This is a genomic window from Streptomyces sp. NBC_00299 (assembly GCF_036173045.1).
GTDB classification, from domain to species: domain Bacteria; phylum Actinomycetota; class Actinomycetes; order Streptomycetales; family Streptomycetaceae; genus Streptomyces; species Streptomyces machairae.
The window spans coordinates 2,855,961-2,881,280 of record NZ_CP108039.1; the positions used below are offsets into that span (position 1 = coordinate 2,855,961).

Here is a 25,320-nt window from a genome sequence, read left to right on the forward strand (position 1 = left end):
TGGCGTTCCTTTTCCCCACATGATCCTCGTGGCCGCCCTGGAGGTTCCGTGGTACAGGCGTACATCCTGATCCAGACGGAGGTCGGCAAGGCGTCGACCGTCGCCGAGACGATCAGCAAGATCCCTGGAGTCATCCAGGCCGAGGACGTCACAGGACCGTATGACGTCATCGTGCGCGCCCAGGCCGACACCGTCGACGCGCTGGGTCGCCTGGTGGTCGCCAAGGTCCAGCAAGTGGACGGCATCACCCGCACCCTGACCTGCCCGGTCGTACATCTGTAGCCCCCGTCTACCCTTGGCCGGTGAACTCTTTGCGTCACCGGCACATTTCTGTCCTCGGGCTGCCCGCGCTCGTCCTGCTGATCACCGCAGCGGGCTGCTCATCAGCAGACGGCAGCGCGTCGGCGGCGGTTCCCAGCCCCGGCGCGAAAGCCAGGCAACTGTGCCGGAACCTCGACAAGGTGCTGCCGGCCAAGGTGGACGGTGAGAGCCGTGAGGACCCCTCGCCCGCGTCCGCGCTGACCGCGGGCTGGGGGGACTCGGCGATCATACTGCGGTGCGGTGTGCCGCAGCCGCCGAAGATGGTCGATCCGAAGGTGGCCGAGGGCCGGGATCCGGACGCGGTGGCCGGTGGCGTGGAAGACGTCAAATGGCTCATGGAGAAGCAGGACGGCGGTGGGTACCGGTTCACGACCGCCGGCCGTCTCGCGTATGTCGAGGTCACCGCGCCGGAGGGCCGGGACAGCTCAAGTGTGCTGATCGACCTGGCTCCGGCCATCAAGAAGGCGATCCCCGAGGGGATCGCCAACTGAACGCCACGGACCTGACGGGAACGGACCCGAACGGGTCCGGCTCCTACCTCAGACCCGTCGACCTGCGCAGCGCCGCCTCGATCAGCCGGTCCACCAGGTCCGGGTAGCTGATCCCGCTCGCCTGCCACATCTGCGGGTACATCGAGATCGGCGTGAAACCGGGCATCGTGTTGATCTCGTTGATCACGAACTCCCCGTCCTCGGTGAGGAAGAAGTCCGCCCGCACGAGCCCCTCGCACGAAGCCGCCTCGAAGGCGTCCACCGCCAGGCGCTGCACCTCCGCCGTCTCCTCCGGCGTCAGGGGCGCCGGCACGATCCCCGGCGTGGAGTCGATGTACTTGGCCTCGAAGTCGTAGTACGCGTGCGCGTCCGGCGGCGGGATCTCCGCGGGGACGGAGGCCCGCGGGCCGTCCTCGAACTCCAGCACCCCGCACTCGATCTCCCGGCCGCGCAGCGCCGCCTCGACGAGGATCTTCGGGTCGTGCCGCTGGGCCTCGGCGATCGCCTCGTCCAGGCCGGACAGGTCCTCGACCTTGGTGATGCCGATCGACGAACCCGCGCGCGCGGGCTTCACGAAGAGCGGCCAGCCGTGGTCGCCGGCGAGGTCGATGATCTTCTTGCGGGCGGCGGACTCGTCCCGCTCCCACTCGCGGGGCCGGATCACCACATACGGGCCCACCTTGAGCCCGAACGAGGTGAACACCCGCTTCATGTACTCCTTGTCCTGGCCGACGGCCGAGGCGAGCACTCCCGCACCCACGTACGGCACCCCGGAGAGCTCCAGGAGGCCCTGGAGGGTCCCGTCCTCGCCGTAGGGCCCGTGGAGCACCGGGAAGACGACATCGATCTCGCCCAGCGCCTTGGGCACCGATCCGGGCTCGGTGTAGACGACTTCGCGGTTCGCCGGGTCGACGGGGAGCACCACGCCGCCCTCGCTCGACTCGGCCAGCTCCTCGACGTTGGGCGTACGGCGCTCGGTGATCGCCATGCGTTCCGGTTCGTCGGCGGTGAGCACCCAGCGGCCGCTCTGTGTGATGCCGATCGGCAGGACGTCGTACTTCGTCCGGTCGATCGCGCGCAGCACGGCGCCGGCGGTGACCATGGAGATCCCGTGCTCGGAGCTGCGGCCGCCGAACACGACGGCCACGCGCGGCTTGCGCGGCTGCTGGTCAGGGCTCTGGGAGAGGTTCTCGGTGCTCATATCGCGTTGAGCGTACCCGCCCGTAGGGTCCGAGTCAGCGTTCGGCCCGCGTGTAACCCGGAGGGCGTGCCGGTGTTCGCTCAGCGTCGCTCAGGCTTCGCGCTGCGCGACATCAGCTCCTTCAGGGCGACCACGGGCGGCTTGCCCTCGTGCACGATGCCGACGACGGTCTCCGTGATGGGCATGTCGACGCCGTGCCGGCGGGCCAGATCCAGCACGGACTCACAGGACTTGACGCCCTCGGCGGTCTGCTTGGTGACCGCGATGGTCTCCTGCAGGGTCATGCCCTTGCCGAGGTTGGTGCCGAACGTGTGGTTGCGCGACAGCGGCGAGGAACAGGTCGCCACCAGGTCGCCGAGGCCGGCGAGTCCCGCGAACGTCATCGGGTCGGCGCCCAGCCGGACCCCGAGCCGCGCGGTCTCGGCGAGGCCGCGCGTGATGAGCGAGCCCTTGGCATTGTCGCCGAGCCCCATGCCGTCCGCGATGCCGACGGCGAGCCCGATGACGTTCTTCACGGCACCGCCCAGCTCGCAGCCCACCACGTCGGTCTCGGTGTAGGGCCTGAAGTACGGCGTGTGACAGGCGGCCTGGAGGCGCTGGGCGACAGCCTCGTCCGTGCAGGCGACCACCGCGGCGGCCGGCATCCGCGCGGCGATCTCACGGGCGAGGTTCGGTCCCGTGACCACGGCGATCCGGTCCGAACCGACCTTGGCGACATCATCGATGACCTCGCTCATCCGCATCGCGGAGCCGAGTTCGACGCCCTTCATCAGCGAGACGAGGACCGTGCCGGGCGCGAGCAGCGGGGTCCACTCGGCGAGGTTGCCGCGCAGCGTCTGCGAGGGGATGGCGAGGACCGTGAAGTCGGCGCCGTGCGCGGCCTCGGCGGGGTCGGGCGTCGCCCGCAGGTTCTCCGGGAGCTCGACGCCGGGGAGGTAGTCGGGGTTCGTGCGGGTGGAGTTGACCGCTTCCGCAAGTTCGGGGCGGCGGGCCCAGAGGGTCACCTCGCAGCCCGCGTCGGCGAGGACCATGCCGAAGGCGGTGCCCCACGATCCGGTGCCCATGACGGCCGCCTTGACGGGCTTGCTCACGTGCCCTGCCCCTCTTCCTGCTCGGCCTTCGACTGCGCTGGCGTCTGCCGGTTCTGAGCGGAGGTCCGGCGCCGCTGCTCGATGCGCTCCTGACGCGGATCGTACGGCGTCCGCGGCGCCTTCTCGCCGCGGATCTCCTCCAGCTGGCGGGTGACGGCGGCCATGATGACCTCGGTCGCCTCCTTCAGCAACTCCGGGGTCATCTCCTTGTCGTAGAAGCGCGCGAGGTCGACCGGCGGGCCTGCAAGCACCCGGTGGGTCTTGCGCGGAAGGACGTTGGCCTTCTTGGCGTACGGCGGCAGCAACTCGTTGGCGCCCCACTGCGCGACGGGGATCACCGGGCACTTGGTCTGCAGGGCGACGCGGGCGGCACCGGTCTTGCCCGTCATGGGCCACTGGTCCGGGTCCCGGGTGATGGTGCCCTCGGGGTAGAACGCGACGCACTCACCGCGCTCGACGGCGTCGATCGCGGCCCGGAAGGCGCTCAGCGCGTCCGTGGTCTCCCGGTAGACGGGGATCTGGCCGGTGCCGCGCATCGCGGCGCCGACGAATCCCTTCTTGAAAAGCGCGCTCTTCGCCAGGAATCGCGGAACCCGGCCGGTGTTGTACTGAAAGTGCGCGTACGCGAAGGGATCGATGTGCGAATTGTGGTTCACCGCGGTGATAAATCCACCCTCGGCCGGAATGTGCTCCATTCCACGCCAGTCCCGCTTGATCAGAACCACCAGCGGCGGTTTGCAGAGCACCGCGGCGAAGCGGTACCAGAAGCCGATTCTGCGGCGGGGCACGCGGAGCACCTTCCTCTAGGAATCAAGGACATCGGGCCTGGGGGCCGCACAAGTGTCGCCCCAGGCCGCCGGTCTGTCGAGAACACCGTACGCCTCGCCGTCGCGGCTGCCGGATGGCCCTGGTGACGGCTGAGTGACAATGGCGGCGACTAGAGAGGGACGGAACGCGCGTGCAGTGGACCTTGGTCATACCCCTGAAACCCTTGGCGCGGGCGAAGAGCAGGCTGTCGGACACCGCTTCGGACGGGCTGCGCCCGGGCCTGGCCCTCGCGTTCGCCCAGGACACCGTGGTGGCGGCGCTGGCCTGCCCGGCGGTGAAGGATGTGGCAGTCGTCACGGGCGACGCGCTGGCGGGCCGCGAGCTGGGCGCACTTGGCGCGCACATCGTCCCGGACGAGCCGGGCGGCGGCCTGAACGCGGCACTGGCCCACGCGGCGGCAGTCGTACGGTCGTCCCGTCCCGAAAGCGCCCTGGCGGCCCTGAACGCCGATCTCCCGGCCCTGCGCCCGCTGGAATTGGCCCGCGTCCTGGACGCTGCGGCGGAATTCCCCCGCGCTTTCCTCCCCGACGCCGCGGCAATCGGTACCACTCTGCTGGCCGCTGCCCCCGGACATGAATTGCGGCCCGCATTCGGCGAGGATTCCCGGGCCCGCCATCGTGCGTCCGGGGCAGTGGAACTGTGCCTCGACGAGGTGGACTCGGTACGCCAGGATGTGGACACCGGCGAGGATCTGCGGGCCGCGCTGGCCCTGGGCGTGGGCTCGCGAACGACGGCGGCAGCGGCACGTCTGCTCATCGCCCCGCACCCGAACCACAACCCGTCGTAGGGTTGCAGCCATGCAGGCCACCGCATACACCTACGACGAAGACACCCGCTCCGGCAGTGTCCTCCTGGACGACGGCACCCCCGTCCCCTTCGACGCCCCGGCGTTCGACGCGGGCGGCCTGAGGCTGCTGCGCCCCGGGCAGCGGGTCCGCATCGAGACGGAAGGCGACGGCGCGGCCCTGCGGATCACGCTGGTGACGCTGCAGACCCTCTAGAAACACGCCGCGGGCCGGACTCCACGGGGAGTCCGGCCCGGCGCGTGAGTGCCCTGCGGTGCTACCTGTGACCCGCAGTTCTACCTCTTGCGGGCGGTGGCCTTCTTGGCCGTGGTCTTGCGAGCCGTCGACTTCTTGGCGGGCGCCTTCTTGGCGGTCGCCTTCTTCGCCGGGGCCTTCTTGGCCGTCGCCTTCTTGGCCGTGGTCTTCTTCGCCGCGGTGGTCTTCTTGGCGGCGGCCGTGGTCTTCTTCGCCGGCGCCTTCTTCGCGGTGGTCTTCTTGGCGACGGCCGTCGTCTTCTTGGCCGTCGTCTTCTTCGCGGTCGTCTTCTTCGCGGCCGCCTTGGTGGTCTTCTTCGCGGCGGCCTTCTTGACCGTCGCCGAGGCGCCACCGGTCAGGCTGCCCTTGGGCGCCTTCTTGACGGCGACCTCGCCGCCCCGGGGGAGCTTCTTCGAGCCGCTCACCAGGTCCTTGAAGCCCTGACCCGCACGGAAGCGGGGAACGGAGGTCTTCTTGACCCGAACCCGCTCGCCCGTCTGGGGGTTACGGGCGTAACGAGCAGGCCGGTCGACCTTCTCGAACGAACCGAAGCCGGTGACGGAGACCCGCTCACCCGAGACGACCGCGCGGACGATGGCGTCCAGTACGTGGTCGACAGCCTCGGCGGCCTGCTGGCGGCCGCCCATCTTGTCGGCAATCGCTTCTACGAGCTGCGCCTTGTTCACGTCTTCCCCTTCGGAGACATCGCCAGAACGAAAGTGTTCAAGCTTTTTCGCACGTTAGGCAGATATATACCGCAAATCAAACACGAAACGGGCTAATCACCCTTGTGCCGCAACAGACTCGACTGTCTCGAAGGTGTTCAGCGTTCCTCTTCGGGGAATCGCCCCGCGTCGAGATCCGCCATGAACCGCTCCAGACGCCTTGTCGCTTCGGCGACGTCGTGCTTGGCCGCGGCCGTAATGACCAGCAGCTTCCGGGTCAGCGCCATCCGTACGCCCTCCGGGACTTGCAGTGCGCGCACCCTTCCATGCGCTTCCTTGAGTTGGTCCGCGACTGCCGCATAGAGCTCGAGTTGGCCGTCGTGTTCCATGCACAGATTGTGCCATCTGGGGCGAGTTGTCGCCTGCCAGGGGTGCAACTCCGGCCTCAAATGGCCTTCCGGGCACTTGCGGAAGCCGCGATGACAACACTCGCGTACCCCTTCAACATCCTTCGTAACGTGGGAAGTTGAGCGCGGCCGGCGAGCGGCGCAGGGCCGTTCGGGTGCAGACATGGCAGTACCCCCGATCGGGCTGATCGGGGGTACTGCGGGGGTGTTGTGGTGGCCGAAAGTGGCCTTGTTTCGAAGTCTCGGATCGCGCCTCGGGGTCAGCCCCTCGGATCAGGACTGGAGGGTGCGCGGCTTGAACGACGGCCGCTTCGTCTCGTAGGCGGCGATGTCGGCCTCGTTCTGCAGGGTGATCGAGATGTCGTCGAGGCCGTTCAGCAGCCGCCAGCGGGAGTTCTCGTCCAGCTCGAAGGAGGCGGTGATGCCCTCGGCGCGCACCTCACGGGCCTGAAGGTCGACCGTGACCTCGGCCTGCGGGTCCTTCTCGGTGAGCTCCCACAGCGCGTCCACGATCTTCTGCTCCAGAACCACCGTGAGCAGGCCGTTCTTGAGCGAGTTGCCGCGGAAGATGTCCGCGAAACGCGACGAGATGACGGCCTTGAAGCCGTAGTTCTGCAGCGCCCACACGGCGTGCTCACGAGAGGAACCGGTGCCGAAGTCGGGACCGGCGACCAGCACCGTGGCGCCTTCGCGCTCGGGGCGGTTGAGCACGAACTCCGAATCCTTGCGCCAGGCCTCGAACAGCCCGTCCTCGAACCCGTCCCTGGTCACCTTCTTGAGCCAGTGAGCAGGGATGATCTGGTCGGTGTCGACGTTGGAGCGGCGCAGCGGGACGACCCGGCCGGTGTGCGTGGTGAATGCTTCCATGGCTGATCAGACTCCAGCGGGCGTACGGGTCTCGGCGTCGGACAGGTCGGCCGGGGAGGCCAGGTGGCCCAGGACCGCGGTGGCCGCCGCGACCTGCGGCGACACCAGGTGCGTACGACCGCCCTTGCCCTGCCGGCCCTCGAAGTTGCGGTTGGAAGTGGACGCGGAGCGCTCACCCGGGGCCAGCTGGTCGGGGTTCATGCCCAGACACATCGAGCAGCCCGCGTGCCGCCACTCGGCGCCGGCCTCCTTGAAGACGACGTCCAGGCCCTCGGAAACGGCCTGCAGACCCACCCGAGCCGAGCCCGGGACGACCAGCATCCGTACGCCGTCGGCGACTTTGCGGCCCTTCACGAGCTCCGCGGCGGCGCGCAGGTCCTCGATGCGGCCGTTGGTGCACGAGCCTACGAAGACGGTGTCCACCTTGATGGAGCGCAGCGGCTGACCGGCCTCCAACCCCATGTATTCCAGGGCCTTTTCGGCGGCGAAGCGCTCCGAAGCGTCTTCGTACGAAGCAGGATCGGGGACGTCCGCCGAAAGCGGCGCACCCTGGCCGGGGTTGGTGCCCCAGGTGACGAACGGCGACAGTTCGGCGGCCTCGATCACGACCTCGGCGTCGAACTCGGCGCCCTCGTCCGTCTTCAGCGTCTTCCAGTACGCGACGGCCGCGTCCCAGTCCTCGCCCTTGGGGGCGTGCGGACGGCCCTCGAGGTAGTCGAAGGTGGTCTGGTCGGGGGCGATCATGCCCGCGCGGGCGCCGGCCTCGATCGACATGTTGCAGATGGTCATCCGGGCCTCCATCGAGAGCTTCTCGATGGCGGAGCCGCGGTATTCCAGGACGTAGCCCTGGCCGCCGCCGGTGCCGATCCGGGCGATGATCGCCAGGATCAGGTCCTTGGCGGTGACGCCCTCGGGCAGTTCGCCGTTGACCGTGATGGCCATGGTCTTCGGGCGGGCCATGGGCAGCGTCTGGGTGGCCAGCACATGCTCGACCTGGGAGGTGCCGATGCCGAACGCCAGACCGCCGAAGGCGCCGTGCGTGGAGGTGTGCGAGTCACCGCAGACGACGGTCATGCCGGGCTGGGTCAGTCCCAGCTGGGGGCCGACGACGTGCACGACGCCCTGCTCGACGTCGCCCAGCGGGTGCAGGCGCACACCGAAGTCGGCGGCGTTCTTGCGCAGCGTCTCCAGCTGGATGCGGGAGACCGGGTCCGCGATGGGCTTGTCGATGTCGAGGGTCGGGGTGTTGTGGTCCTCGGTGGCGATGGTCAGGTCGAGCCGGCGCACCTGGCGACCGCTCTTGCGGAGGCCGTCGAAGGCCTGCGGGCTGGTCACCTCGTGCAGCAGGTGCAGATCGATGAAGAGGAGGTCGGGCTCGCCCTCGGCGCGCCGGACGACATGGTCGTCCCAGACCTTCTCCGCGAGTGTCCTACCCATCGCTTTCCCTCCGGCCGGTATACGGTCCACCGGCCCAACTAGAGATCTTGAGAAGGCGACCTGCGCCCGCGCCCCTGCTTCCGGGCGTCCGCCGCCAGGCCCGCTCTGATTCACGGGCCGCTCTGCCTTCGTTCTTCCAGAGTGGCGTGTTCCACGGAAAATTGAACTTGCGTTTCACAGAGTGAGACGCGAGTATCGTTTCATGGACAACAGTAGCGGCGTCGGCGTTCTGGACAAGGCAGCCCTTGTCCTGAGCGCCCTGGAGTCCGGTCCGGCCACCCTCGCAGGGCTCGTCTCGGCCACCGGACTGGCACGACCCACGGCCCATCGACTGGCCGTGGCTCTGGAACACCACCGCATGGTGGCGCGTGACATGCAGGGCCGTTTCATTCTCGGCCCTCGCCTCTCGGAACTGGCCGCGGCGGCCGGTGAGGACCGCCTGCTCGCCACGGCGGGCCCGGTCCTCACCCACCTCCGTGACGTGACCGGCGAGAGCGCACAGCTCTACCGCCGCCAGGGCGACATGCGCATCTGCGTCGCCGCGGCGGAGCGTCTGTCCGGCCTGCGGGACACGGTCCCGGTCGGCTCGACGCTCACCATGAAGGCGGGCTCCTCGGCGCAGATCCTCATGGCCTGGGAGGAGCCGGAGCGCCTGCACCGCGGTCTGCAGGGCGCCCGCTTCACAGCGACGGCCCTCTCCGGCGTACGACGCCGAGGCTGGGCCCAGTCGATCGGCGAGCGCGAGCCGGGCGTCGCGTCCGTCTCCGCGCCGGTGCGCGGCCCGTCGAACCGCGTGGTGGCCGCCGTATCGGTCTCCGGCCCCATCGAGCGCCTCACCCGCCACCCCGGCCGCATGCACGCACAGGCGGTCATCGACGCGGCGGGCCGCCTCTCCGAAGCGCTGCGTCGCTCGGGCTGATCGAAGGACGTCAGGGCCGGCCTCAACGCCGCGGCAGGCCCTGACAGTTCACGGATCAAGAGGGGGGCGACAAGCCCCCACCACCACCGCGCACCCGCCCGAACAACAGAAACGGCCCCCCACCTCACGCGCATCCGCTGAGGTGGAGAGCCATCGATCTGTACCCCCGACCGGATTCGAACCGGCGCTACCGCCTTGAGAGGGCGGCGTGCTAGGCCGCTACACAACGGGGGCCTGGACACTGCGTTTCCGCAGGTCCGAGCTGGTCTACCTGGACTCGAACCAAGACTAACTGAACCAGAATCAGTCGTGCTGCCAATTACACCATAGACCAATGTGGTTTAGACCAGTCAGTACCCCCGACCGGATTCGAACCGGCGCTACCGCCTTGAGAGGGCGGCGTGCTAGGCCGCTACACAACGGGGGCCCTAGCGATCCTGCATCGAAGTCGGTGGGAGCTACCCGAGCCGTCCTCGCGGGAAGGATCTGTACCCCCGACCGGATTCGAACCGGCGCTACTGCCTTGAGAGGGCAGCGTGCTAGGCCGCTACACAACGGGGGCTTTGCGGATGAGATCCGCGACGCAGATGAGCTCTGCGAGCTGGCCTACCTGGACTCGAACCAAGACTAACTGAACCAGAATCAGTCGTGCTGCCAATTACACCATAGGCCACTGGAACGCAAGCCCCTGAGGGGATCTCGTTCTAGTTTGCTCCCCCGGATTCCGGCCTTTCGGCCCGCTCTCCGGCGGCGCAGGAAGAACATTACCCGAAGGTGGACGGGGCTCCAAAACGGGTATCCGCGCCGAGGAGCGCGGGGAGTTCGGCGAGGGAGGCGATCCGGTGCGGCCCGCCGGGGGCGTCGTCGCTGGTGTACACGCCGTCACGGTTGATCCACACCGACAGCAGTCCGGCGTCGGCGGCACCCCGCCCGTCGATCTCCGGATGATCACCGACGTACGCCACTTGGTGCGGGGCGAGCTCCAGTGCCGTGCAAGCGGCGTGGAAGGCGCCGGCCTCCGGTTTCGAGATGCCCAGCTCGGCGGCGCACAGGATCGCCTCGAACCGGTCGTGGACCCCGAGCACCCGCAGTTTGCGGTCCTGGACGACAAGGCTGGAGTTGGACAGGACGGCGTGTCGGTGACTGGTCGCGAGGGCGTCCAGGACGGGCAGGACGTCCGGGAACAGGGCCCAGGCGGCCTCGTAGTGCGTGATGTACCGCTGGAACCACGCCTCCGCCTCGGCGTCCGTGAGCTCCTTGCCGAGGAAGACCCGTACGCGATCACGCCGCTGGCCCTCGAAGGTCGCCTCCCCCGCCGAGAACCGTGCCCACTGCTGATCGGTGACCTGCCGCCAGCGCACGAGGGCCTGCTCGACGGTGTCGTACCCGTCGAGCAGGCCCTCGGCCAGCAGGTGCGCGCGCATTCCGGCGCGGTCGGCCGCGGTGTAGTCGAAGATGGTGTCGTCCACGTCCCAGACCACGGCCCTGATGCTCATGATCCGACGGTAACGCGGACGGCAGGGGGCTGTCCGTCAGTTGACCGTGGTGGTGCCGGTCACGGTGAGGGCGGGGCCCACCTCGTCGCGCGGCTCGGCCGTCAGCTTCCAGGTGTATGTGCCGGTGACCCGGCGGCCGTCGGCTCCGTAGCCGTCCCAGGCGGCGCGGACCGCGGCGCCCTTGGTGCTGCCGGTGAGGCTGCGCACGACCGTGCCGCTGCCGTTGGTCAGGGTGAGCGTCCAGTCGGCGGGCTTGTTGAGCTGCCACACGGGCTGCCAGGGGTTGGACTTCGTCGGACCGCCCTGGACCGCGTCGGTCTGGGCCTCCATCTGCGCGAGCGTCGAGGCGGGGACCCCGCTGCGGACGATCGACACCTCGCCGTAGGTGCCGTTGAGGTAGGCGATGTGGCCGCCGAAGCGGTCGACGGCCCAGCGGCCGTTGCTGCCTCCCGTGTTCTGGTCCGTGGTGGGCAGCTTGACCAGGGTGCGGGTGGCGGCCGTACCGGTGTGGAAGTCGGTCAGCAGGAGTTCATGGGTGGTGCGGTTCTCACGGACCAGAAAACCGTCGGCGAGGCGGGCCGGGCCCTGGTCGGCGGGGACCGTGATCTTGCGGTTCGTCGCCCGGTCGTAGACGCCTGCGGTGGAGCCGCAGGACCAGTACAGCCAGGTGTTGACCGCCTGGATGTCGCTCGGGGTGCAGGGCGCGCCGGTGGCCAGGGTGGCGACCGTCTGGCCCGTCTTGAGGCTCTTGCCGACGACCGAGCCCTGGGTGCTGCCGGGGGTCCACATCGTCTGGCCCCAGACGGCGGCCGCGGTGCGGGCGCGGCTGAGGGTGGTCTCGCCCCCCGTCGTGCCGCTCGGGAAGTCGACGACCTTCTGTGTGCCGGAGCCACCGTTGTAGAGCACATAGCGGCCGGTGCCACCGGGGATACGGCCGGCGGAGTCACCGCCCGTGGGCTCGGAGCGGCTGGGGGTCGTGGCGTCGGGGCCGACGTTGTGGACGAATTCCTGGCCCTCGGCGTTGGTCCACAGGTAGGAGACCCGGCCGTCGCCCAGAGCCTCCAGCTGGGGGCAGGCGGCGTCGCCCGGGAGGCAGGTGATCTGGGTCATCCCCGGACTGCGCGGGGTCTGCTGACCCGTGGGCCTGCCCGTGGCGTCCAGCTGGAAGCTGCTGAACCGGGAGGAGGCGCCCGGTGTCGAGCCGTACAGGAACAACTCGCCGCCGGCGACGGCCAGTCCCTCCACGCCGACCGCGTAGGCAGGGATCTGGGCCACCTTCTCGGTGGTGACCGTGCCGTCCTCGGTGGGCGTGATCCGGTGGACGTTCCAGTCGAGGCTGGAAGTGCCGGCGGTGGCGAGTGCGCCGCCGTCCAGAGTCGGGCCGATACCGCCGAAGGACGAACTGAGCACGGTGCTCGCGGCACCGGTCACGAGGGAGCGGGCATTGAGTGCGGGCTGGGTGCCACCTGTGACGAAGTCCGGGTTCCCGGCGAGGACTTGATCACCTACGACCGCTTCGAGCCGGCCGGCCAGCCCCGCGACCGGGCTGGGCTCGGTGCCGGGCTCGGAGTCGATCCGTATCGCCTTCCAGTCGGCGACGAGCCAGCGGTCGTTGTAGACGGCCTCGGGGGCGGCGCTCAGGCCGGTGATGTAGGTACGGAAGGTGCCGTTCGCGAGGTCGATGAGACCGACGGACGTCGTGCCGTCGACCTTGTGGACCACGGCGAGCCGGCGGACCGAGCCGCCCTGCGGGTAGGCGGTGGGCTGGGCGCCCGCCGGAAGGCCGGAGACCGGCAGGTCCGTGGTGGTGCCGTCGGGAGCGGCGCGCAGGACGTGGAGAGCACCGGAGCCGTCCCGGGTGAGCACGCTCCAGCCCACCGCGCCCTGGTAGGTCTGGCCGGAGGGGATCGTGAGGGTGGCGGTCACGCCCGTGGAACGGTGCTTCTGCGTGGCGGTCGCACCGTTCATGGTGGTGACGACGTCGGCCCCGGTGGCCAGGTCGTCCGGTCCGGCGTGCGCGGGCGGGACGACGCCCGGGTAGTCCACCCAGGTCGTGGAGCCGCCGCCGACCATGCCGTACCGGAAGCCGGACGAGGCGGCCCAGACGTACCGGATCTCCTGACGCTTCTCCGTGCTGAGCCGGACGGTCCCGACCGGCGACTCCACCGCCTGCGCGGGCGTGATCGGCAGTGCGCACATCAGCGCCGCCGCCCCGCTGAGCGCCACCGTGGCAAGTCTTCGTGAACGAGTCACGTTCCCCTCCCCTGCAACAGGGTGCACACGCACCTCATGTGCACAGGGAGCATCCAACGTCCACTCAGGAAGCAGCAGTTGGCTGGAAGGGTGAACTCCGGGTGACGTCTGGGCGGACACGCGAAGGGCGGCGTCCGAACCGGACGCCGCCCTGCTGTGAACGCGTTATGCGGCCAGCTTGGCCAGTGCCGCGTCGATGCGGGCCAGCGTCTGCTCCTTGCCCAGGACCTCGAGGGACTCGAAGAGGGGCAGACCGACCGTGCGGCCGGTGACGGCGACGCGGACCGGGGCCTGGGCCTTGCCGAGCTTGAGGCCGTGGGCCTCGCCGGCGGCCAGGACGGCCTCCTTCAGGGACTCGGGGGAGGTCCAGTCGGCCGCCTCCAGCTTCTCGCGGGCGGTCGTCAGGAGCGCGTCGCTGCCCTCCTTCATCGCCTTCGTCCAGCTCGGCTCGTCGAACACCGGCTCCGGGAGGAAGAGGAAGTCGACGTTGTCCGTGATCTCGGAGAGGACCTTCAGGCGTGTCTGGGCGTGCGGGGCGATCGCGTGCCACTTGCTCTCGTCGAAGTCCTCCGGCGCCCAGGGGGCGAACGGCGCCTTCAGCCAGGGGGCACAGCGCTCCGTGAAGTCCTTCACGTCGAGCAGGCGGATGTGGTCGCCGTTGATCGACTCGCACTTCTTGAGGTCGAAGCGGGCCGGGTTGGGCTGCACGTCCGCGATGTCGAAGGCCGCGACCATCTCGTCCATCGTGAAGATGTCCTGGTCGGCGGAGAGCGACCAGCCGAGCAGGGAGAGGTAGTTGAGCAGGCCCTCGGGGAGGAAGCCGCGCTCGCGGTAGAGGTTCAGCGACGACTCGGGGTCACGCTTGGAGAGCTTCTTGTTGCCCTCGCCCATCACGTACGGCAGGTGGCCGAACTGCGGGGTCTGCTTGGCGATGCCCAGCTCCGTCAGCGCCTTGTACAGGGCGATCTGGCGGGGCGTGGAGGAGAGCAGGTCCTCGCCGCGCAGTACGTGGGTGATCTCCATCAGGGCGTCGTCGACCGGGTTCACCAGCGTGTACAGCGGGGCGCCGTTCGCGCGGACGATGCCGTAGTCCGGGACGTTCTCCGGGGTGAAGGTCAGCTCGCCGCGGACCAGGTCCGTGAAGGTGATCGTCTCGTCGGGCATGCGGAAGCGCACGATGGGCGCGCGGCCCTGGGCCTTGTACTCCTCGACCTGCGCGTCGGTCAGCGCGCGGCAGTGGCCGTCGTAGCCGGACGGCTTGCCTGCGGCGCGGGCGGCCTCGCGGCGGCTGTCCAGCTCCTCCTGGGAGCAGTAGCAGTGGTAGGCGTGACCGCCGTCCAGGAGCTTCTGGCCGACCTCCTTGTAGAGGTCCATGCGCTGCGACTGGCGGTACGGCGCGTGCGGGCCGCCGACCTCGGGGCCCTCGTCCCAGTCGAAGCCCAGCCAGCGCATCGAGTCGAGCAGCTGCTCGTAGGACTCCTCGGAGTCGCGGGCAGCGTCGGTGTCCTCGATGCGGAAGACGAGCGTGCCCTGGTGGTGCTTGGCGAACGCCCAGTTGAACAGGGCGGTGCGGACCAGGCCCACGTGGGGGTTACCGGTGGGCGAGGGGCAGAAACGTACGCGGACGGGTGCGCTAGCCACGCTTGACAACCTTGTTGGTGAGAGTGCCGATGCCTTCGATGGTGACGGCGACCTCGTCGCCGACGTTGAGGGGGCCGACCCCTGCCGGGGTGCCCGTGAGGATCACGTCGCCGGGGAGCAGCGTCATGGCCTCGGAGATGTTGACGATCAGATCCTCGATCCGGTGGATCATCTCGTTGGTACGGCCGAGCTGGCGCTGCTCGCCGTTGACGGTGAGCTGGATCGTCAGGTCGGACGCCTTGTCGAGGTCAAGGTCCGTCTCCACCCAGGGGCCCAGCGGGCAGGAGGTGTCGAAGCCCTTGGCCCGGGCCCACTGCTTCTCGCGCTTCTGGACGTCGCGGGCGGTGATGTCGTTGGCGCAGGTGTAGCCGAAGATCACGTCCTTGACGCGATCGCGCGGGACCTCGCGGCACATGCGGCCGATGACGACGGCCAGTTCGGCCTCGTGGTGGAGGTCCTCGGTGAAGGACGGGTACTGGATCTCGTCGCCGGGGCCGATCACCGCGGTGGACGGCTTGAAGAAGGCGAACGGGGCGTCGGGCACCTCGTGGCCGAGTTCACGGGCGTGCTCGGCGTAGTTGCGGCCGAAGGCCACGACCTTGTTCGGGAGCACCGGCGGCAGCAGCCTGACCTTGCTCAGCGGCACCTTCGTACCGGAGAGCTCGAAGTCCGCGAACGGGATGCCCTTGATGATGTCGAGGACGAGCTCGTCAGGCTTGTCGCCCTCGACCGCGCCGAAGGCGACGTTCCCGTCGATGGAGAATCTGGCGATGCGCACGGGATCCCTGCGCCCCTCACTTGAGCCGGCTGGAGTCTGACGCTCCAGGCTAACGCGGCAAGGGGCAGGTGCCTCGCGTATTACCTCGGGTGAGGGCGCCTTGAATGATCCGGGGCCGGTGCGCGTACTACTGAGCGACGGAGGCCGTGGCGGGGATCTCCATGAGGACGGTGCGCCTGGGGTTCGCGGTCTGCGCCGGGAGGTCGACGGAGTGCTCCTGCTCCGGGGTCTGCAGGGCGTCGGCGTCCTTGAGGTGCGCCAGCGTCGTGCGCCGCGGGTTGGCTATGTTGTGGAACATCATCGTCGTCTTCACGGTTGTACGTGACCCTGTCGTGTTCGGGCGCCGGTGGAGGCAGGGGGCCTCGCGCGGGCGCGGTTTGTCAAAGTCTTACATCATGTAAAGCGCGGGCTAAACCTGATGTTCCCCTCCGCGGCCACGCAGACCCTGTCAACCCCATGTGAGTTTGCTCACGACTCTGCGGACGAACCGGGCAATTCAGGCCTGCAATTCACCCCCATGAAACGGACATTGAGCACCTGAAGCCATCATTCCGCTCCTGATCATGGCGACTGGGACACCCCTCGCGCCCGAGCGGCTCGCGGGCATAAGTCCGATATGGGCCGGAACATTTTCTACGGCAGGTAATTTCGCCCTCACGTGGTGTCACGTATGTCACGGCTCGACCTACGGGCCTTGTTGGAGATCCGGCACTGTGCTGGAATTCCACGGACCGCCGCAGGATCGAGCCGGCGCACAGGGGGCGCATCGAGCGCCGAGCGGCGGCGAGAAGGGGGAGCCAGCGCCGGTCACTCACGACCATCAGGGAGCGTGTTCAGGACGCTCCCCAATACGCCGACACCGTGTCCGTCCGCTCACGCGGAGGGGCGCCTGGTCCAGAGGTTGCGACGCTAGTGCAGGGACGTTTCAAGAGGGATGGCAGCGCTTCGGCGGAGCCGGAGCACGGCGGGACCGACCGAGGTCCCTCGCCCCAGCACGCCCAGAACCCGGGCCCGGCCGTGTCCGTCGACGGCGGTGAGCGCTCCGGGCGCCCCGCCGTGTCGGCTTCCCCGGGGACGGCCAACGCTTCCACGCCACCGCCGCCGAAGAAGGCCCCCAAGTCCGCCACCGGTCCGGGCGCGCGAATAGCCCTGCGCAACTGGCGTATCTCCACGCGTCTGGTGGCGCTGCTGACGCTCCCGGTGGTCGCGGCCACCTCGCTGGGCGCCCTGCGCATCAGCGACAACATGGACGACATCCAGCAGCTCGACAACATGAAGCTGCTGACGGACATGACCAAGCGGGCCACCGAGCTCGCGGCGGCGCTCCAGGAGGAGCGCGACCAGTCCGCCGGCCCGCTCGCGCACGGCGCGAAGGCGACGGACTACACGGTCAAGGGCTACCGGGACAAGACGGACCGGGCCAGGGACAGCTTCATCGAGGCGTCCGAGGAGATCGACGACAGCAGCAAGGACGGCAACCTCAAGGGCGTCCGTGACAACCTCGTCCAGCTCGTCGGCGACCTGAGCGACATCGCGAAGATCCGCAACACCGCCTACCAGGCCAAGCAGAACTCCACGCAGTCCGTGGAGGCCTACCACCGCCTGATCACCAACCTGCTCGGTCTCTCGCAGGACATGGCGGAGGCGACCAGCAACCCGGAGATGATCCAGAGCACGCGTGCCCTGGCGGCCTTCTCCACCGCCAAGGAGTACGCGTCCATCCAGCGCGCCGTCCTCGCCGCCGCGCTGCCCGCGAACAACGACACCGCGGGCAAGCTCTCCGAGAACGACCGGCTGTACGCCGAGTCGGCCCTGACGAGCCAGCGCTCCGAGCTGAAGAGCTTCCGGAGCATCTACGGCATCCAGGGCGCCGCCGACCTGCTCCAGTCGATCGAGAAGGGCAACCCGACGATCACGGCGAGCGACAAGTACGCCACCCGTGCGCTGGGCAACCCGAACGCCCTCGACGACCTGGAGAAGCGCTCCTACAAGGACTGGGTGGACGACAGCACCACCAAGATCCAGCAGATGCGGGCCATCGAGACCACGCTGCTGGAGGACATGGAGCAGAAGGCCCGCGAGCTGCGCAACGAGTCGGAGCGCGAAGCGATCATCTCCGGTGCGCTGATCCTGCTCGTGCTCGGTGTCTCGCTGGTCGGCGCCTTCGTGGTCGCCCGCTCCATGATCCGCTCGCTGCGCCGCCTGGAGGAGACCGCCACCAAGGTCGCCCAGGACCGGCTGCCCGAGCTGGTCAAGCAGCTGTCGGAGTCGGACCCGCAGGACGTCGACACCTCCGTCGAGTCGGTCGGTGTGCACTCCCGGGACGAGATCGGCCAGGTGGCCGCGGCCTTCGACGACGTGCACCGCGAGGCGGTCCGCCTCGCCGCCGAGCAGGCCCTGCTGCGGGGCAACGTCAACGCGATGTTCACCAACCTCTCGCGCCGCTCCCAGGGCCTCATCCAGCGTCAGCTCTCGCTCATCTCCGAACTGGAGTCCCGCGAGGCCGACCCGGACCAGCTGTCCTCCCTGTTCAAGCTCGACCACCTCGCGACCCGCATGCGCCGTAACGGTGAGAACCTCCTCGTTCTCGCCGGTGAAGAGCCCGGCCGCCGCTGGACCCGTCCGGTCCCGCTGGTCGACGTGCTCCGCGCCGCCGCGTCCGAGGTGGAGCAGTACGAGCGCATCGAGCTGTCGTCCGTGCCGACCACCGAAGTGGCCGGCCGGGTCGTCAACGACCTCGTGCACCTGCTCGCCGAGCTGCTGGAGAACGCGACCTCGTTCTCCTCCCCGCAGACCAAGGTCAAGGTCACCGGTCACGCGCTGCCCGACGGCCGCGTCCTGATCGAGATCCACGACACCGGCATCGGCCTCTCCCCCGAGGACCTCGCCGCGATCAACGAGCGGCTCGCCTCGCCGCCCACCGTGGACGTCTCCGTCTCCCGCCGCATGGGCCTCTTCGTGGTCGGCCGGCTGTCGCAGCGGCACGGCATCCGCATCCAGCTGCGCCCGTCCGACTCCGGTGGTACGACCGCGCTGGTCATGCTGCCCGTCGATGTCGCCCAGGGCGGCAAGAAGCCCGCTCCGGGCAAGCCCGGCCCGGGCGGTCCCGGTGCCTCCGGTGGCCCGGCCGCAGCGCAGGCCGCTGCCGGTGTGGCTGCCGCCCGTCGCCAGTCCCAGGCCGGCGGCGGCTCCCTCGGCGCGGGCGCGCCGGGCGGCGCCGCGGGTGGTGCACTCGGTGCCGGTGCGTCCGGCGGTGGCCGGCTCGGTGCCGGTCAGGGACCGCGGGCCGCACTGCCGGGGCGTGACGGTGGCGGACTTCCGGGTGGGCCCGGCGCTCCGCGTGGACAGCAGGGTCCGGGCGCGCCGTCGCAGGGCCGGCCGGCTCCCGCCGGTGCGGGCGCCGGGTTCGGTGGCCAGGCTCCGGGTGCTCCGCAGGGACTGCAGGCCGCGGGCACGGGTCAGGATCCGTTCGGTGCCGGCCAGGACGCCTTCAGCGGCTCCCGTGGCGGCTCCGGTCGTGACCAGTCCCGTCCGGGCGGTCCTTCGTCGCAGCAGAACCCGCCCGCCGAGAAGGGCCGTCGTGGCCGTCAGCCGCAGCTGCCGCCGCGCGGTGGCCCGCGTGCCGAGCTGCCGGGCGGCAGCCAGTCCTCGCGCCCCAGCTGGAGCGACGAGAACGCGCAGCCGCCGGTGCCGCGCGCCTCGCTCGACACCCCGCGCGGGCACGACGAGGACTCCGCACAGACCTCCCGGATGCCGCGGGTCGACGACCGTCAGGGTGCGGGCTCGACCTCCGAGTTCGCCCGCCCGGACTTCGACGCCACGTCGCCGGGTTCGTACAACCCGCAGAGCACGGGTCAGTTCGTCCGCTCGGACGTCTTCGGCTCCACGGGCGCCGGGCAGAACAACGCGTCGCAGTCGGGCCAGTTCCCCGCCCCGCAGGCCTACGACAACAGCTCGACCGGCCAGCACGCCCTGCCCGGCCGCCAGAACCCGGACTCCACCGGACAGTTCCAGCGGCCCCAGGGCACCCCGCAGGGCGGGCCGAACAACGCGTCGCAGACGGGTCAGTTCCCCGCTCCGCAGGCCTACGACAACGGCTCCACGGGCCAGCACACCCTGCCCGGCCGCCAGAACCCGGACTCCACCGGACAGTTCGAGCGGCCGCAGGCCAACGGCACGTACGGCGGCGGTTCCGGCTACGGCGGCGCACAGCCGCCGGTCCCGCAGCGGCCGCAGCAGCGGCCGGCGCGGCAGGAGCCCGAGGCGCTGCCGCCGGCGACGGGTCCCGGTGACGGGCGTACGCCGCTGTACGACACGCTGGAGACCAACTGGTTCCACGGCGGTCCGCAGGGGCAGCAGCCCGAGGCGGGCGGCCAGGCTCCGGCCTCCGCTCCGCGGGAACCCCAGGCTCCCGCAGCGCCTCCCCAGCAGTCCTCCGCTCCTCAGCGGGGCGCATCGACCGCCTGGCGCAGCTCGCCGAACGACGACCTCGTCCGGCAGGCAGAACGCGTCCGGCAGCCCGCCGCGGGCGGGGTCACCACCTCCGGCCTGCCGCGTCGGGTCCCCAGGGCCAACCTCGTCCCGGGCACGGCTCAGCAGCAACAGCACCAAGCCGGTCCGCAGATCTCGCGTGCGCCTGATGACGTACGCGGTCGGCTGACCAATCTCCGTCGGGGTATCGCGCAAGGTCGCCAGGTCGGTAACGGCCAGACCGGCAGCTTCCCGAACCCCACTCACCAGCAGGAGCGTTAGTTGAGCCAGATGAGCCAGGCGGCACAGAACCTCAACTGGTTGATCACCAACTTCGTGGACAACACCCCGGGTGTGTCCCACACCGTCGTCGTGTCCGCGGACGGCCTGCTGCTGGCGATGTCGGAGGGCTTCCCGCGCGATCGGGCCGACCAGCTGGCGGCCGTGGCGTCGGGTCTGACCTCGCTGACGGCGGGGGCGTCGCGGATCTTCGACGGCGGCAGCGTGGCCCAGACGGTCGTGGAGATGGAACGGGGGTTCCTCTTCCTCATGTCCGTCTCGGACGGTTCGTCCCTCGCCGTACTCGCACACCCCGAATGCGACATCGGCCTCGTCGGCTACGAGATGGCGCTGCTGGTCGACCGCGCGGGCGCGGTGCTCACCCCGGACCTGCGCGCCGAGCTCCAAGGCAGTCTGCTCCACTGATCGCTCCCGGATCCACCCGTCTCACCAAATCACCGTCCGGCCGCCACAATCCCCCCACTGGCCCCTTACCAGACGGCTTGACTGACCGACTTGCTGTCCCAGCCCGGAGGATTCATGACCCCGCCCACCGCCTCTCATGATCCGTACGCGGAGCCGTACGAGGATGAGGGCGACCAGCCGCTGGTTCGTCCGTACGCGATGACCGGCGGCCGGACCCGGCCGCGCTACCAGCTGGCCATCGAGGCTCTGATCAGCACCACGGCCGACCCGGCAGCACTCATGGGACTCCTCCCGGAGCACCAGCGCATCTGCCACCTGTGCCGTGAGGTGAAGTCGGTCGCCGAGGTGTCGGCGCTCCTCTCCATGCCGCTGGGCGTGGCCAGGATCCTCGTCGCGGACCTCGCGGAGGCCGGCCTGGTCGCCATTCACCAGCCGGGTGGCGACGAGAACAACGGCGGCGCTCCGGACGTGACGCTGCTCGAAAGGGTGCTCAGTGGACTTCGCAAGCTCTGAACCAGGCCGGGCGACCACCTCCGCGAAGATCGTGGTGGCGGGTGGCTTCGGCGTGGGCAAGACCACGTTCGTCGGCGCGGTCTCGGAGATCAACCCGCTGCGCACCGAGGCCGTCATGACGTCCGCGAGCGCGGGCATCGACGACCTCACGCACACCGGGGACAAGACCACCACCACGGTGGCGATGGACTTCGGTCGTATCACCCTGGACCAGGACCTGATCCTGTACCTCTTCGGTACACCCGGCCAGGACCGCTTCTGGTTCATGTGGGACGACCTGGTACGCGGCGCCATCGGCGCCGTCGTCCTGGTGGACACCCGCCGTCTCGCCGACTGCTTCCCCGCGGTCGACTACTTCGAGAACAGCGGGCTCCCGTTCGTCATAGCCCTCAACGGCTTCGACGGACACCAGCCCTACACACCCGACGAGGTGCGCGAGGCGCTGCAGATCGGCCCGGACGCGCCGATCATCACGACCGACGCCCGGCACCGGGCGGATGCCAAGAGCGCGCTGATCACGCTGGTCGAGCACGCGCTGATGGCCCGGCTGCGGTAACGCAAGTCGGGAGCGTCATACGGCAGTTGTCGTAGATGTACCGGAGCCGGCTGTGGCCTTTGACACGGTCGGCTTCGTTGTTCATAACGTTTCGGCAGAGGAATCGGGTGGTACGGCCACTCGTCGCGGTCAAGCGGTGTCGCTGCGCGCACAAACGCCCCGTCTTTTGACGGGGCTCGCTCTTTATGACCGTTTTATCTAGGGCTTACATCATCCGGAATCCTCGACTTCCACTGTTTGGAAGAGCGCAGGCCGACGTGCTGGAATGCGAGAACTGCCCAATAGTCAAAGACGTACTCAGCAGTACTGCGTACTCGATGGCGAACTGGGCTCTGAGACACAGCGGCACATACGTAGGTGCCGACCCCGCCGGAAGGTTGTTGGTCGAGTGAGGCGAAGCAAGAGCAGTCCCGAGCCGTCGGCCCGGGGCAACTTCACCCCGCCGCCGCGCGGAGCGGCGCCCGCCCATGTGCCCGGATCGGAACCATCGGCCACGCCGGCCCCGAGCGGCGGCCGTCTCTCCCCGCGCAACTGGCGCGTGCCGACCCGACTGAACGCGATCCTGCTCATACCCGTGATGGTCGGCCTTGTCATGGGCGGCTTCCAGGTGAAGAGCTCGATCGACACCTGGCAGGAGGCCGAGGACGCGGAGAACACCGCGCGTCTGGTCGCCGCCGCTCTGACCTACGGCGACGCTCTGCTGGAGGAGCGCGACCAGACCGCCGCGCCCCTGCTGGCGGGCAAGGGCGAGGACGACCCGACGGTCGTCAAGGCCCGCGACATCACCGACAAGGCCGCCGACGCCTTCGACGAGGCCGCCCAGAACATGCCGGACCGGCCCAACCTGGTCCGCCGCCTGGACCGCTTCCGTGAGGTCGAGCCGGAGCTGACCAAGCTCCGCGCGGCCGCCTACACCAGCAAGCTCAAGGGCGTGGAGACCGAAGAGGGCTACGTCGAGGTCGAGCACCGACTGCTGGAGTTCTCCAACGAGCTGGGCCTCGGCACCGGAAACATCACCAGCTACGGCCGTACGGTCTACGCCATCTCGCTCACCAAGGGCGCGCTCTCGCTGCAGCGCTCCATCGGTATGCACATGCTGACCCGGCCGGGTCCCAAGGCCGACGACCTGGCCAAGCAGCGTGTCGCCCTGTCGTCGTACGCCTACCTGGAGGGCATCGCCATCCAGGAGTACCAGAGCGGTGGCACCGAGGCGGACAACGCCAAGCTGGTGCAGGCCTCGAAGGACATCAAGGCCGAGGGCGCGGCCCTGGCGGCGGCGGCCAGGCAGAAGAACCCGAACTACGTGCCGCCGCCCACCAAGGACAACGCGATGGTCTCGGCCATCGCGCAGCTGTCCTCCACGGACCCGAGTGACCGCCAGGCCCTCGCCACGCAGGGCATCACCAGGGACAACTGGTGGGCGGTGAACACACTCAAGTACAACGCGTACCGCGACATCGAGAACGACCTCGCGGGCACCGCGGTGAACGAGGCCTCCGCCATCTCGGACGACGCCAAGCGCGACGCGCTGATCACCGGTGCCGTCGTCGTGGTCGCCCTGCTCGCCGCGTTCATCCTGGCCGGGATGGTCGCCCGCCAGATGAGCCGCGCGATGCGCCAGCTGCGCAACGCCGCCTTCGGCATCGCCGAGCAGCGCCTGCCGATGCTGGTCGACCAGCTCTCGCGCACCGACCCGGGCCGCGTGGACACCCGCGTCCAGCCCATCCCGATCAACACCCGCGACGAGATCGGCGAGGTCGCCCGCGCCTTCGACCAGGTCCACCGCGAGGCCGTCCGGCTCGCCGCCGAGCAGGCCCTGCTGCGGGGCAACATCAACGCGATCTTCACCAACCTGTCGCGCCGCAACCAGTCGCTGATCGAGGGCCAGCTGACCCTGATCACCGACCTGGAGAACAACGAGGCCGACCCGGACCAGCTGGAGAACCTCTTCCGCCTGGACCACCTCGCGACCCGTATGCGCCGCAACGGCGAGAACCTCCTGGTCCTCGCCGGCGAGGAGCCCGGCCGCCGCTGGGACCAGCCGGTCCCCCTCGTCGACGTGCTGCGCGCCGCCTCCTCCGAGGTGGAGCAGTACGAGCGCATCGAGCTCTCCGGCGTCCCGGAGGCCGAGATCCACGGCCGCGCCGTGACCGACCTCGTGCACCTGCTCGCCGAGCTGCTGGAGAACGCGACGACGTTCTCCTCCCCGCAGACCAAGGTTCGCGTGACGGCCACCCGTCTCCCCGACGGTCGGATCATGATCGAGATCCACGACAAGGGCATCGGCCTCACCGCCGAGGACTTCGCGGACATCAACCACAAGCTGGCCAACCCGCCGACCGTCGACGCAGCGATATCCCAGCGCATGGGCCTGTTCGTGGTCGGCCGGCTGTCCGACCGGCACGGCATCCGCGTCCAGCTGCGCCCCTCCGGCGAGCAGGCCGGCACGACCTCGCTGGTCATGCTGCCCGACGCCATCACGCACGGCGGCGGCGGCGAGCAGCAGCCGGCCCAGGACGAGTTCACCGTCTCGCAGATCATCCCTGAGCAGAACTTCCAGGGTGGTGAGAGCTTCGGCCCGCCGATGCGCACGGCCGCCGAGCTGGGCTTCGACGACAGCCGCTACACCGAGGTGCCGGACGACATCCGCGAGCTGGACCCGGTGGGCCGCTCCCTGATGCGCGAGGAGCGCCGGGCGGCCCTGGAAGCCCAGGGCCACGGCCCGGAGAACCCCGAGTCGCCCGGGTACGACGACTTCACTGGTCAGCCGTCCTACGACGGCCGAGGCAACGGCTTCCCCGAGCAGCCGGGCGGGTACGACCCGCAGCCGTCGTACGAGGAGCAGCAGCAGACGTCGTACGAGGAGCAGCAGCGGTCTGCGTACGAGGAGCCCCAGCGGGCGTCGTACGACGACACGTACTACGCGCCGAACGGCGGCCTGCAGCAGAACGACACCTTCTCGTCCGGTGGCGGCTACCCCGAGCCGTCCTATCCGGAGCCGGTCCGCGAGGAGCCCGCGGCTCCCAGCGCTCCCGCCCCGGACTCCTTCCCGGCCTTCGAGCAGCGGCGCCACCAGGACGACTGGCCGCAGCAGAACGGCTACGGGAACGGCTACCAGGACCAGTACGCTCCGGAAACGGAATCTGCGCAGGCCGGTGACGCAAACGAGCGCGACCGCGTAGGCTTCGACCGTCCGGGACCGGCCTCCTCCGCCGCCCACGCACTGACCGACGCCGGGCTCCCCCGCCGCGGATCCGGTGCGAGCGGCAGCAACGGCGCACGGCCCGCGCGGCAGGAACCGTCGGCCCCCGCACCGGAGAGCAACGGCGACAGCAGCTGGCGTTCGGCCAACGACGACCGCTGGCAGCAGGCCTCGCAGCTCCGGAAGCCCAAGGCGGGCGGGGTCACCTCCTCCGGCCTGCCGAGGCGGGTTCCCAAGGCCAACCTGGTCGAGGGAGCCGCTGAGACCACCCCTCAGGGAGGTCCACAGATCTCCCGTGCTCCCGAGGACGTCCGGGGCAGGCTGAGCAACCTGCGCCGCGGTGTCCAGCGGGGACGCAGCGCGGGAAGCGAAACGAACGGCCAGGCCACTAGGAATCACCACAGTGGGCCTGACAGCACCTACAACCAGGAGCGTTAGT

The 25,320-nt window shown here is 69.6% G+C and carries 22 protein-coding genes and 5 tRNA genes; 10 read left to right on the forward strand and 17 right to left on the reverse strand.

Annotated elements, in window-relative coordinates; genetic code table 11:
- Nucleotides 1-48: 48 nt before the first annotated feature.
- Together OHT51_RS12375 and OHT51_RS12380 are read left to right on the forward strand one after the other, a co-directional pair.
- Nucleotides 49-282, forward strand: coding sequence for an Lrp/AsnC family transcriptional regulator (locus tag OHT51_RS12375; RefSeq protein ID WP_328422984.1), 234 nt, complete (start codon nucleotides 49-51; stop codon nucleotides 280-282).
- Nucleotides 283-302: 20 nt separating this feature from the next.
- Complete coding sequence (locus OHT51_RS12380) at nucleotides 303-812, forward strand: DUF3515 domain-containing protein (RefSeq protein ID WP_328878973.1); 510 nt, start codon at nucleotides 303-305, stop codon at nucleotides 810-812.
- Between the two features lie 43 nt (nucleotides 813-855).
- Here the strand turns inward: OHT51_RS12380 and OHT51_RS12385 are convergent, their stop codons facing one another.
- The 3 genes from OHT51_RS12385 to OHT51_RS12395 form a co-directional block, all read right to left on the reverse strand.
- The gene (locus tag OHT51_RS12385) at nucleotides 856-2,013 is read right to left on the reverse strand and encodes a D-alanine--D-alanine ligase family protein (RefSeq protein ID WP_328878974.1); all 1,158 of its coding nucleotides are present in this window, start codon (nucleotides 2,011-2,013) and stop codon (nucleotides 856-858) included.
- Nucleotides 2,014-2,093: 80 nt separating this feature from the next.
- On the reverse strand, nucleotides 2,094-3,104 hold the full coding sequence (locus tag OHT51_RS12390) for an NAD(P)H-dependent glycerol-3-phosphate dehydrogenase (protein ID WP_328878975.1): 1,011 nt from the start codon (nucleotides 3,102-3,104) through the stop codon (nucleotides 2,094-2,096).
- Nucleotides 3,101-3,892, reverse strand: a complete 792-nt coding sequence (locus OHT51_RS12395; RefSeq protein ID WP_328878976.1) for a lysophospholipid acyltransferase family protein — start codon at nucleotides 3,890-3,892, stop codon at nucleotides 3,101-3,103. Before OHT51_RS12395 ends, OHT51_RS12390 begins: the two co-directional genes overlap by 4 nt.
- A 170-nt stretch (nucleotides 3,893-4,062) precedes the next feature.
- Here OHT51_RS12395 and cofC point away from each other — a divergent pair, with 170 nt between their 5' ends.
- Nucleotides 4,063-4,719 (forward strand): 2-phospho-L-lactate guanylyltransferase, encoded by a 657-nt coding sequence (gene cofC / locus OHT51_RS12400; RefSeq protein ID WP_328878977.1) that lies wholly within the window; start codon nucleotides 4,063-4,065, stop codon nucleotides 4,717-4,719.
- Nucleotides 4,720-4,729: 10 nt separating this feature from the next.
- A complete protein-coding gene (locus OHT51_RS12405; protein WP_328878978.1) occupies nucleotides 4,730-4,933 on the forward strand; it encodes a hypothetical protein in 204 nt (67 codons plus the stop codon).
- An 80-nt stretch (nucleotides 4,934-5,013) separates the two neighbouring features.
- Here the strand turns inward: OHT51_RS12405 and OHT51_RS12410 are convergent, their stop codons facing one another.
- The 4 genes from OHT51_RS12410 to leuC form a co-directional block, all read right to left on the reverse strand.
- A complete protein-coding gene (locus tag OHT51_RS12410) occupies nucleotides 5,014-5,658 on the reverse strand; it encodes an HU family DNA-binding protein (protein ID WP_328878979.1) in 645 nt (214 codons plus the stop codon).
- Nucleotides 5,659-5,795: 137 nt separating this feature from the next.
- Entirely contained in the window at nucleotides 5,796-6,026 is a 231-nt protein-coding gene (locus OHT51_RS12415; RefSeq protein WP_328878980.1) for a hypothetical protein, read from the reverse strand.
- A 291-nt stretch (nucleotides 6,027-6,317) separates the two neighbouring features.
- Nucleotides 6,318-6,911 (reverse strand): 3-isopropylmalate dehydratase small subunit, encoded by a 594-nt coding sequence (gene leuD / locus OHT51_RS12420; RefSeq protein WP_328878981.1) that lies wholly within the window; start codon nucleotides 6,909-6,911, stop codon nucleotides 6,318-6,320.
- Nucleotides 6,912-6,917: 6 nt separating this feature from the next.
- The gene (gene leuC, locus OHT51_RS12425; protein WP_328878982.1) at nucleotides 6,918-8,348 is read right to left on the reverse strand and encodes a 3-isopropylmalate dehydratase large subunit; all 1,431 of its coding nucleotides are present in this window, start codon (nucleotides 8,346-8,348) and stop codon (nucleotides 6,918-6,920) included.
- Nucleotides 8,349-8,550: 202 nt separating this feature from the next.
- On the opposite strand from leuC, the gene ndgR reads away from it, so the two are divergent.
- Nucleotides 8,551-9,267, forward strand: coding sequence for an IclR family transcriptional regulator NdgR (gene ndgR / locus OHT51_RS12430; protein ID WP_328423005.1), 717 nt, complete (start codon nucleotides 8,551-8,553; stop codon nucleotides 9,265-9,267).
- A 161-nt stretch (nucleotides 9,268-9,428) separates the two neighbouring features.
- Here ndgR and OHT51_RS12435 read toward each other — a convergent pair.
- The 10 genes from OHT51_RS12435 to OHT51_RS12480 form a co-directional block, all read right to left on the reverse strand.
- A tRNA-Glu gene (locus OHT51_RS12435) sits at nucleotides 9,429-9,501 on the reverse strand.
- A gap of 28 nt (nucleotides 9,502-9,529) precedes the next feature.
- Nucleotides 9,530-9,601: transfer RNA gene (locus OHT51_RS12440), tRNA-Gln, on the reverse strand.
- 20 nt (nucleotides 9,602-9,621) lie between these two features.
- Nucleotides 9,622-9,694: transfer RNA gene (locus tag OHT51_RS12445), tRNA-Glu, on the reverse strand.
- Between the two features lie 62 nt (nucleotides 9,695-9,756).
- A tRNA-Glu gene (locus OHT51_RS12450) sits at nucleotides 9,757-9,829 on the reverse strand.
- A gap of 39 nt (nucleotides 9,830-9,868) precedes the next feature.
- Nucleotides 9,869-9,940 (reverse strand) — tRNA-Gln (locus OHT51_RS12455).
- Nucleotides 9,941-10,031: 91 nt separating this feature from the next.
- Nucleotides 10,032-10,763, reverse strand: coding sequence for an HAD family hydrolase (locus tag OHT51_RS12460; RefSeq protein ID WP_328878983.1), 732 nt, complete (start codon nucleotides 10,761-10,763; stop codon nucleotides 10,032-10,034).
- Between the two features lie 36 nt (nucleotides 10,764-10,799).
- A complete protein-coding gene (locus tag OHT51_RS12465; protein WP_328878984.1) occupies nucleotides 10,800-13,016 on the reverse strand; it encodes a hypothetical protein in 2,217 nt (738 codons plus the stop codon).
- A 165-nt stretch (nucleotides 13,017-13,181) separates the two neighbouring features.
- Entirely contained in the window at nucleotides 13,182-14,666 is a 1,485-nt protein-coding gene (gene gltX / locus OHT51_RS12470) for a glutamate--tRNA ligase (protein ID WP_328878985.1), read from the reverse strand.
- Nucleotides 14,650-15,435: a fumarylacetoacetate hydrolase family protein gene (locus OHT51_RS12475; protein ID WP_328878986.1), complete on the reverse strand. Its 786-nt coding sequence runs from the start codon at nucleotides 15,433-15,435 to the stop codon at nucleotides 14,650-14,652. The genes gltX and OHT51_RS12475 overlap by 17 nt, the downstream gene beginning before the upstream one ends.
- A 127-nt stretch (nucleotides 15,436-15,562) precedes the next feature.
- Entirely contained in the window at nucleotides 15,563-15,748 is a 186-nt protein-coding gene (locus OHT51_RS12480; protein ID WP_328878987.1) for a hypothetical protein, read from the reverse strand.
- Nucleotides 15,749-16,347: 599 nt separating this feature from the next.
- Here OHT51_RS12480 and OHT51_RS12485 point away from each other — a divergent pair.
- From OHT51_RS12485 to OHT51_RS12505, 5 genes are all read left to right on the forward strand, one after another.
- Nucleotides 16,348-20,187, forward strand: coding sequence for a sensor histidine kinase (locus tag OHT51_RS12485; RefSeq protein WP_328878988.1), 3,840 nt, complete (start codon nucleotides 16,348-16,350; stop codon nucleotides 20,185-20,187).
- A 9-nt stretch (nucleotides 20,188-20,196) separates the two neighbouring features.
- The gene (locus tag OHT51_RS12490) at nucleotides 20,197-20,610 is read left to right on the forward strand and encodes a roadblock/LC7 domain-containing protein (RefSeq protein WP_093910158.1); all 414 of its coding nucleotides are present in this window, start codon (nucleotides 20,197-20,199) and stop codon (nucleotides 20,608-20,610) included.
- 114 nt (nucleotides 20,611-20,724) lie between these two features.
- Entirely contained in the window at nucleotides 20,725-21,123 is a 399-nt protein-coding gene (locus OHT51_RS12495; RefSeq protein WP_003997626.1) for a DUF742 domain-containing protein, read from the forward strand.
- Complete coding sequence (locus OHT51_RS12500) at nucleotides 21,104-21,679, forward strand: GTP-binding protein (protein ID WP_030051303.1); 576 nt, start codon at nucleotides 21,104-21,106, stop codon at nucleotides 21,677-21,679. The genes OHT51_RS12495 and OHT51_RS12500 overlap by 20 nt, the downstream gene beginning before the upstream one ends.
- 388 nt (nucleotides 21,680-22,067) lie before the next feature.
- Nucleotides 22,068-25,319: a sensor histidine kinase gene (locus OHT51_RS12505; RefSeq protein WP_328878989.1), complete on the forward strand. Its 3,252-nt coding sequence runs from the start codon at nucleotides 22,068-22,070 to the stop codon at nucleotides 25,317-25,319.
- The last annotated feature ends 1 nt before the right edge of the window (nucleotide 25,320 follow it).

Bases quoted from the DNA above. Each gene is read 5' to 3' on its own strand.
- OHT51_RS12460 (WP_328878983.1), bottom strand. From the start codon at position 10,763: ATGAGCATCAGGGCCGTGGTCTGGGACGTGGACGACACCATCTTCGAC.
- leuD (WP_328878981.1), bottom strand. From the start codon at position 6,911: ATGGAAGCATTCACCACGCACACCGGCCGGGTCGTCCCGCTGCGCCGC.
- OHT51_RS12405 (WP_328878978.1), top strand. From the start codon at position 4,730: ATGCAGGCCACCGCATACACCTACGACGAAGACACCCGCTCCGGCAGT.
- ndgR (WP_328423005.1), top strand. From the start codon at position 8,551: ATGGACAACAGTAGCGGCGTCGGCGTTCTGGACAAGGCAGCCCTTGTC.
- OHT51_RS12415 (WP_328878980.1), bottom strand. From the start codon at position 6,026: ATGGAACACGACGGCCAACTCGAGCTCTATGCGGCAGTCGCGGACCAA.
- OHT51_RS12495 (WP_003997626.1), top strand. From the start codon at position 20,725: ATGACCCCGCCCACCGCCTCTCATGATCCGTACGCGGAGCCGTACGAG.
- OHT51_RS12385 (WP_328878974.1), bottom strand. From the start codon at position 2,013: ATGAGCACCGAGAACCTCTCCCAGAGCCCTGACCAGCAGCCGCGCAAG.
- OHT51_RS12490 (WP_093910158.1), top strand. From the start codon at position 20,197: ATGAGCCAGGCGGCACAGAACCTCAACTGGTTGATCACCAACTTCGTG.
- leuC (WP_328878982.1), bottom strand. From the start codon at position 8,348: ATGGGTAGGACACTCGCGGAGAAGGTCTGGGACGACCATGTCGTCCGG.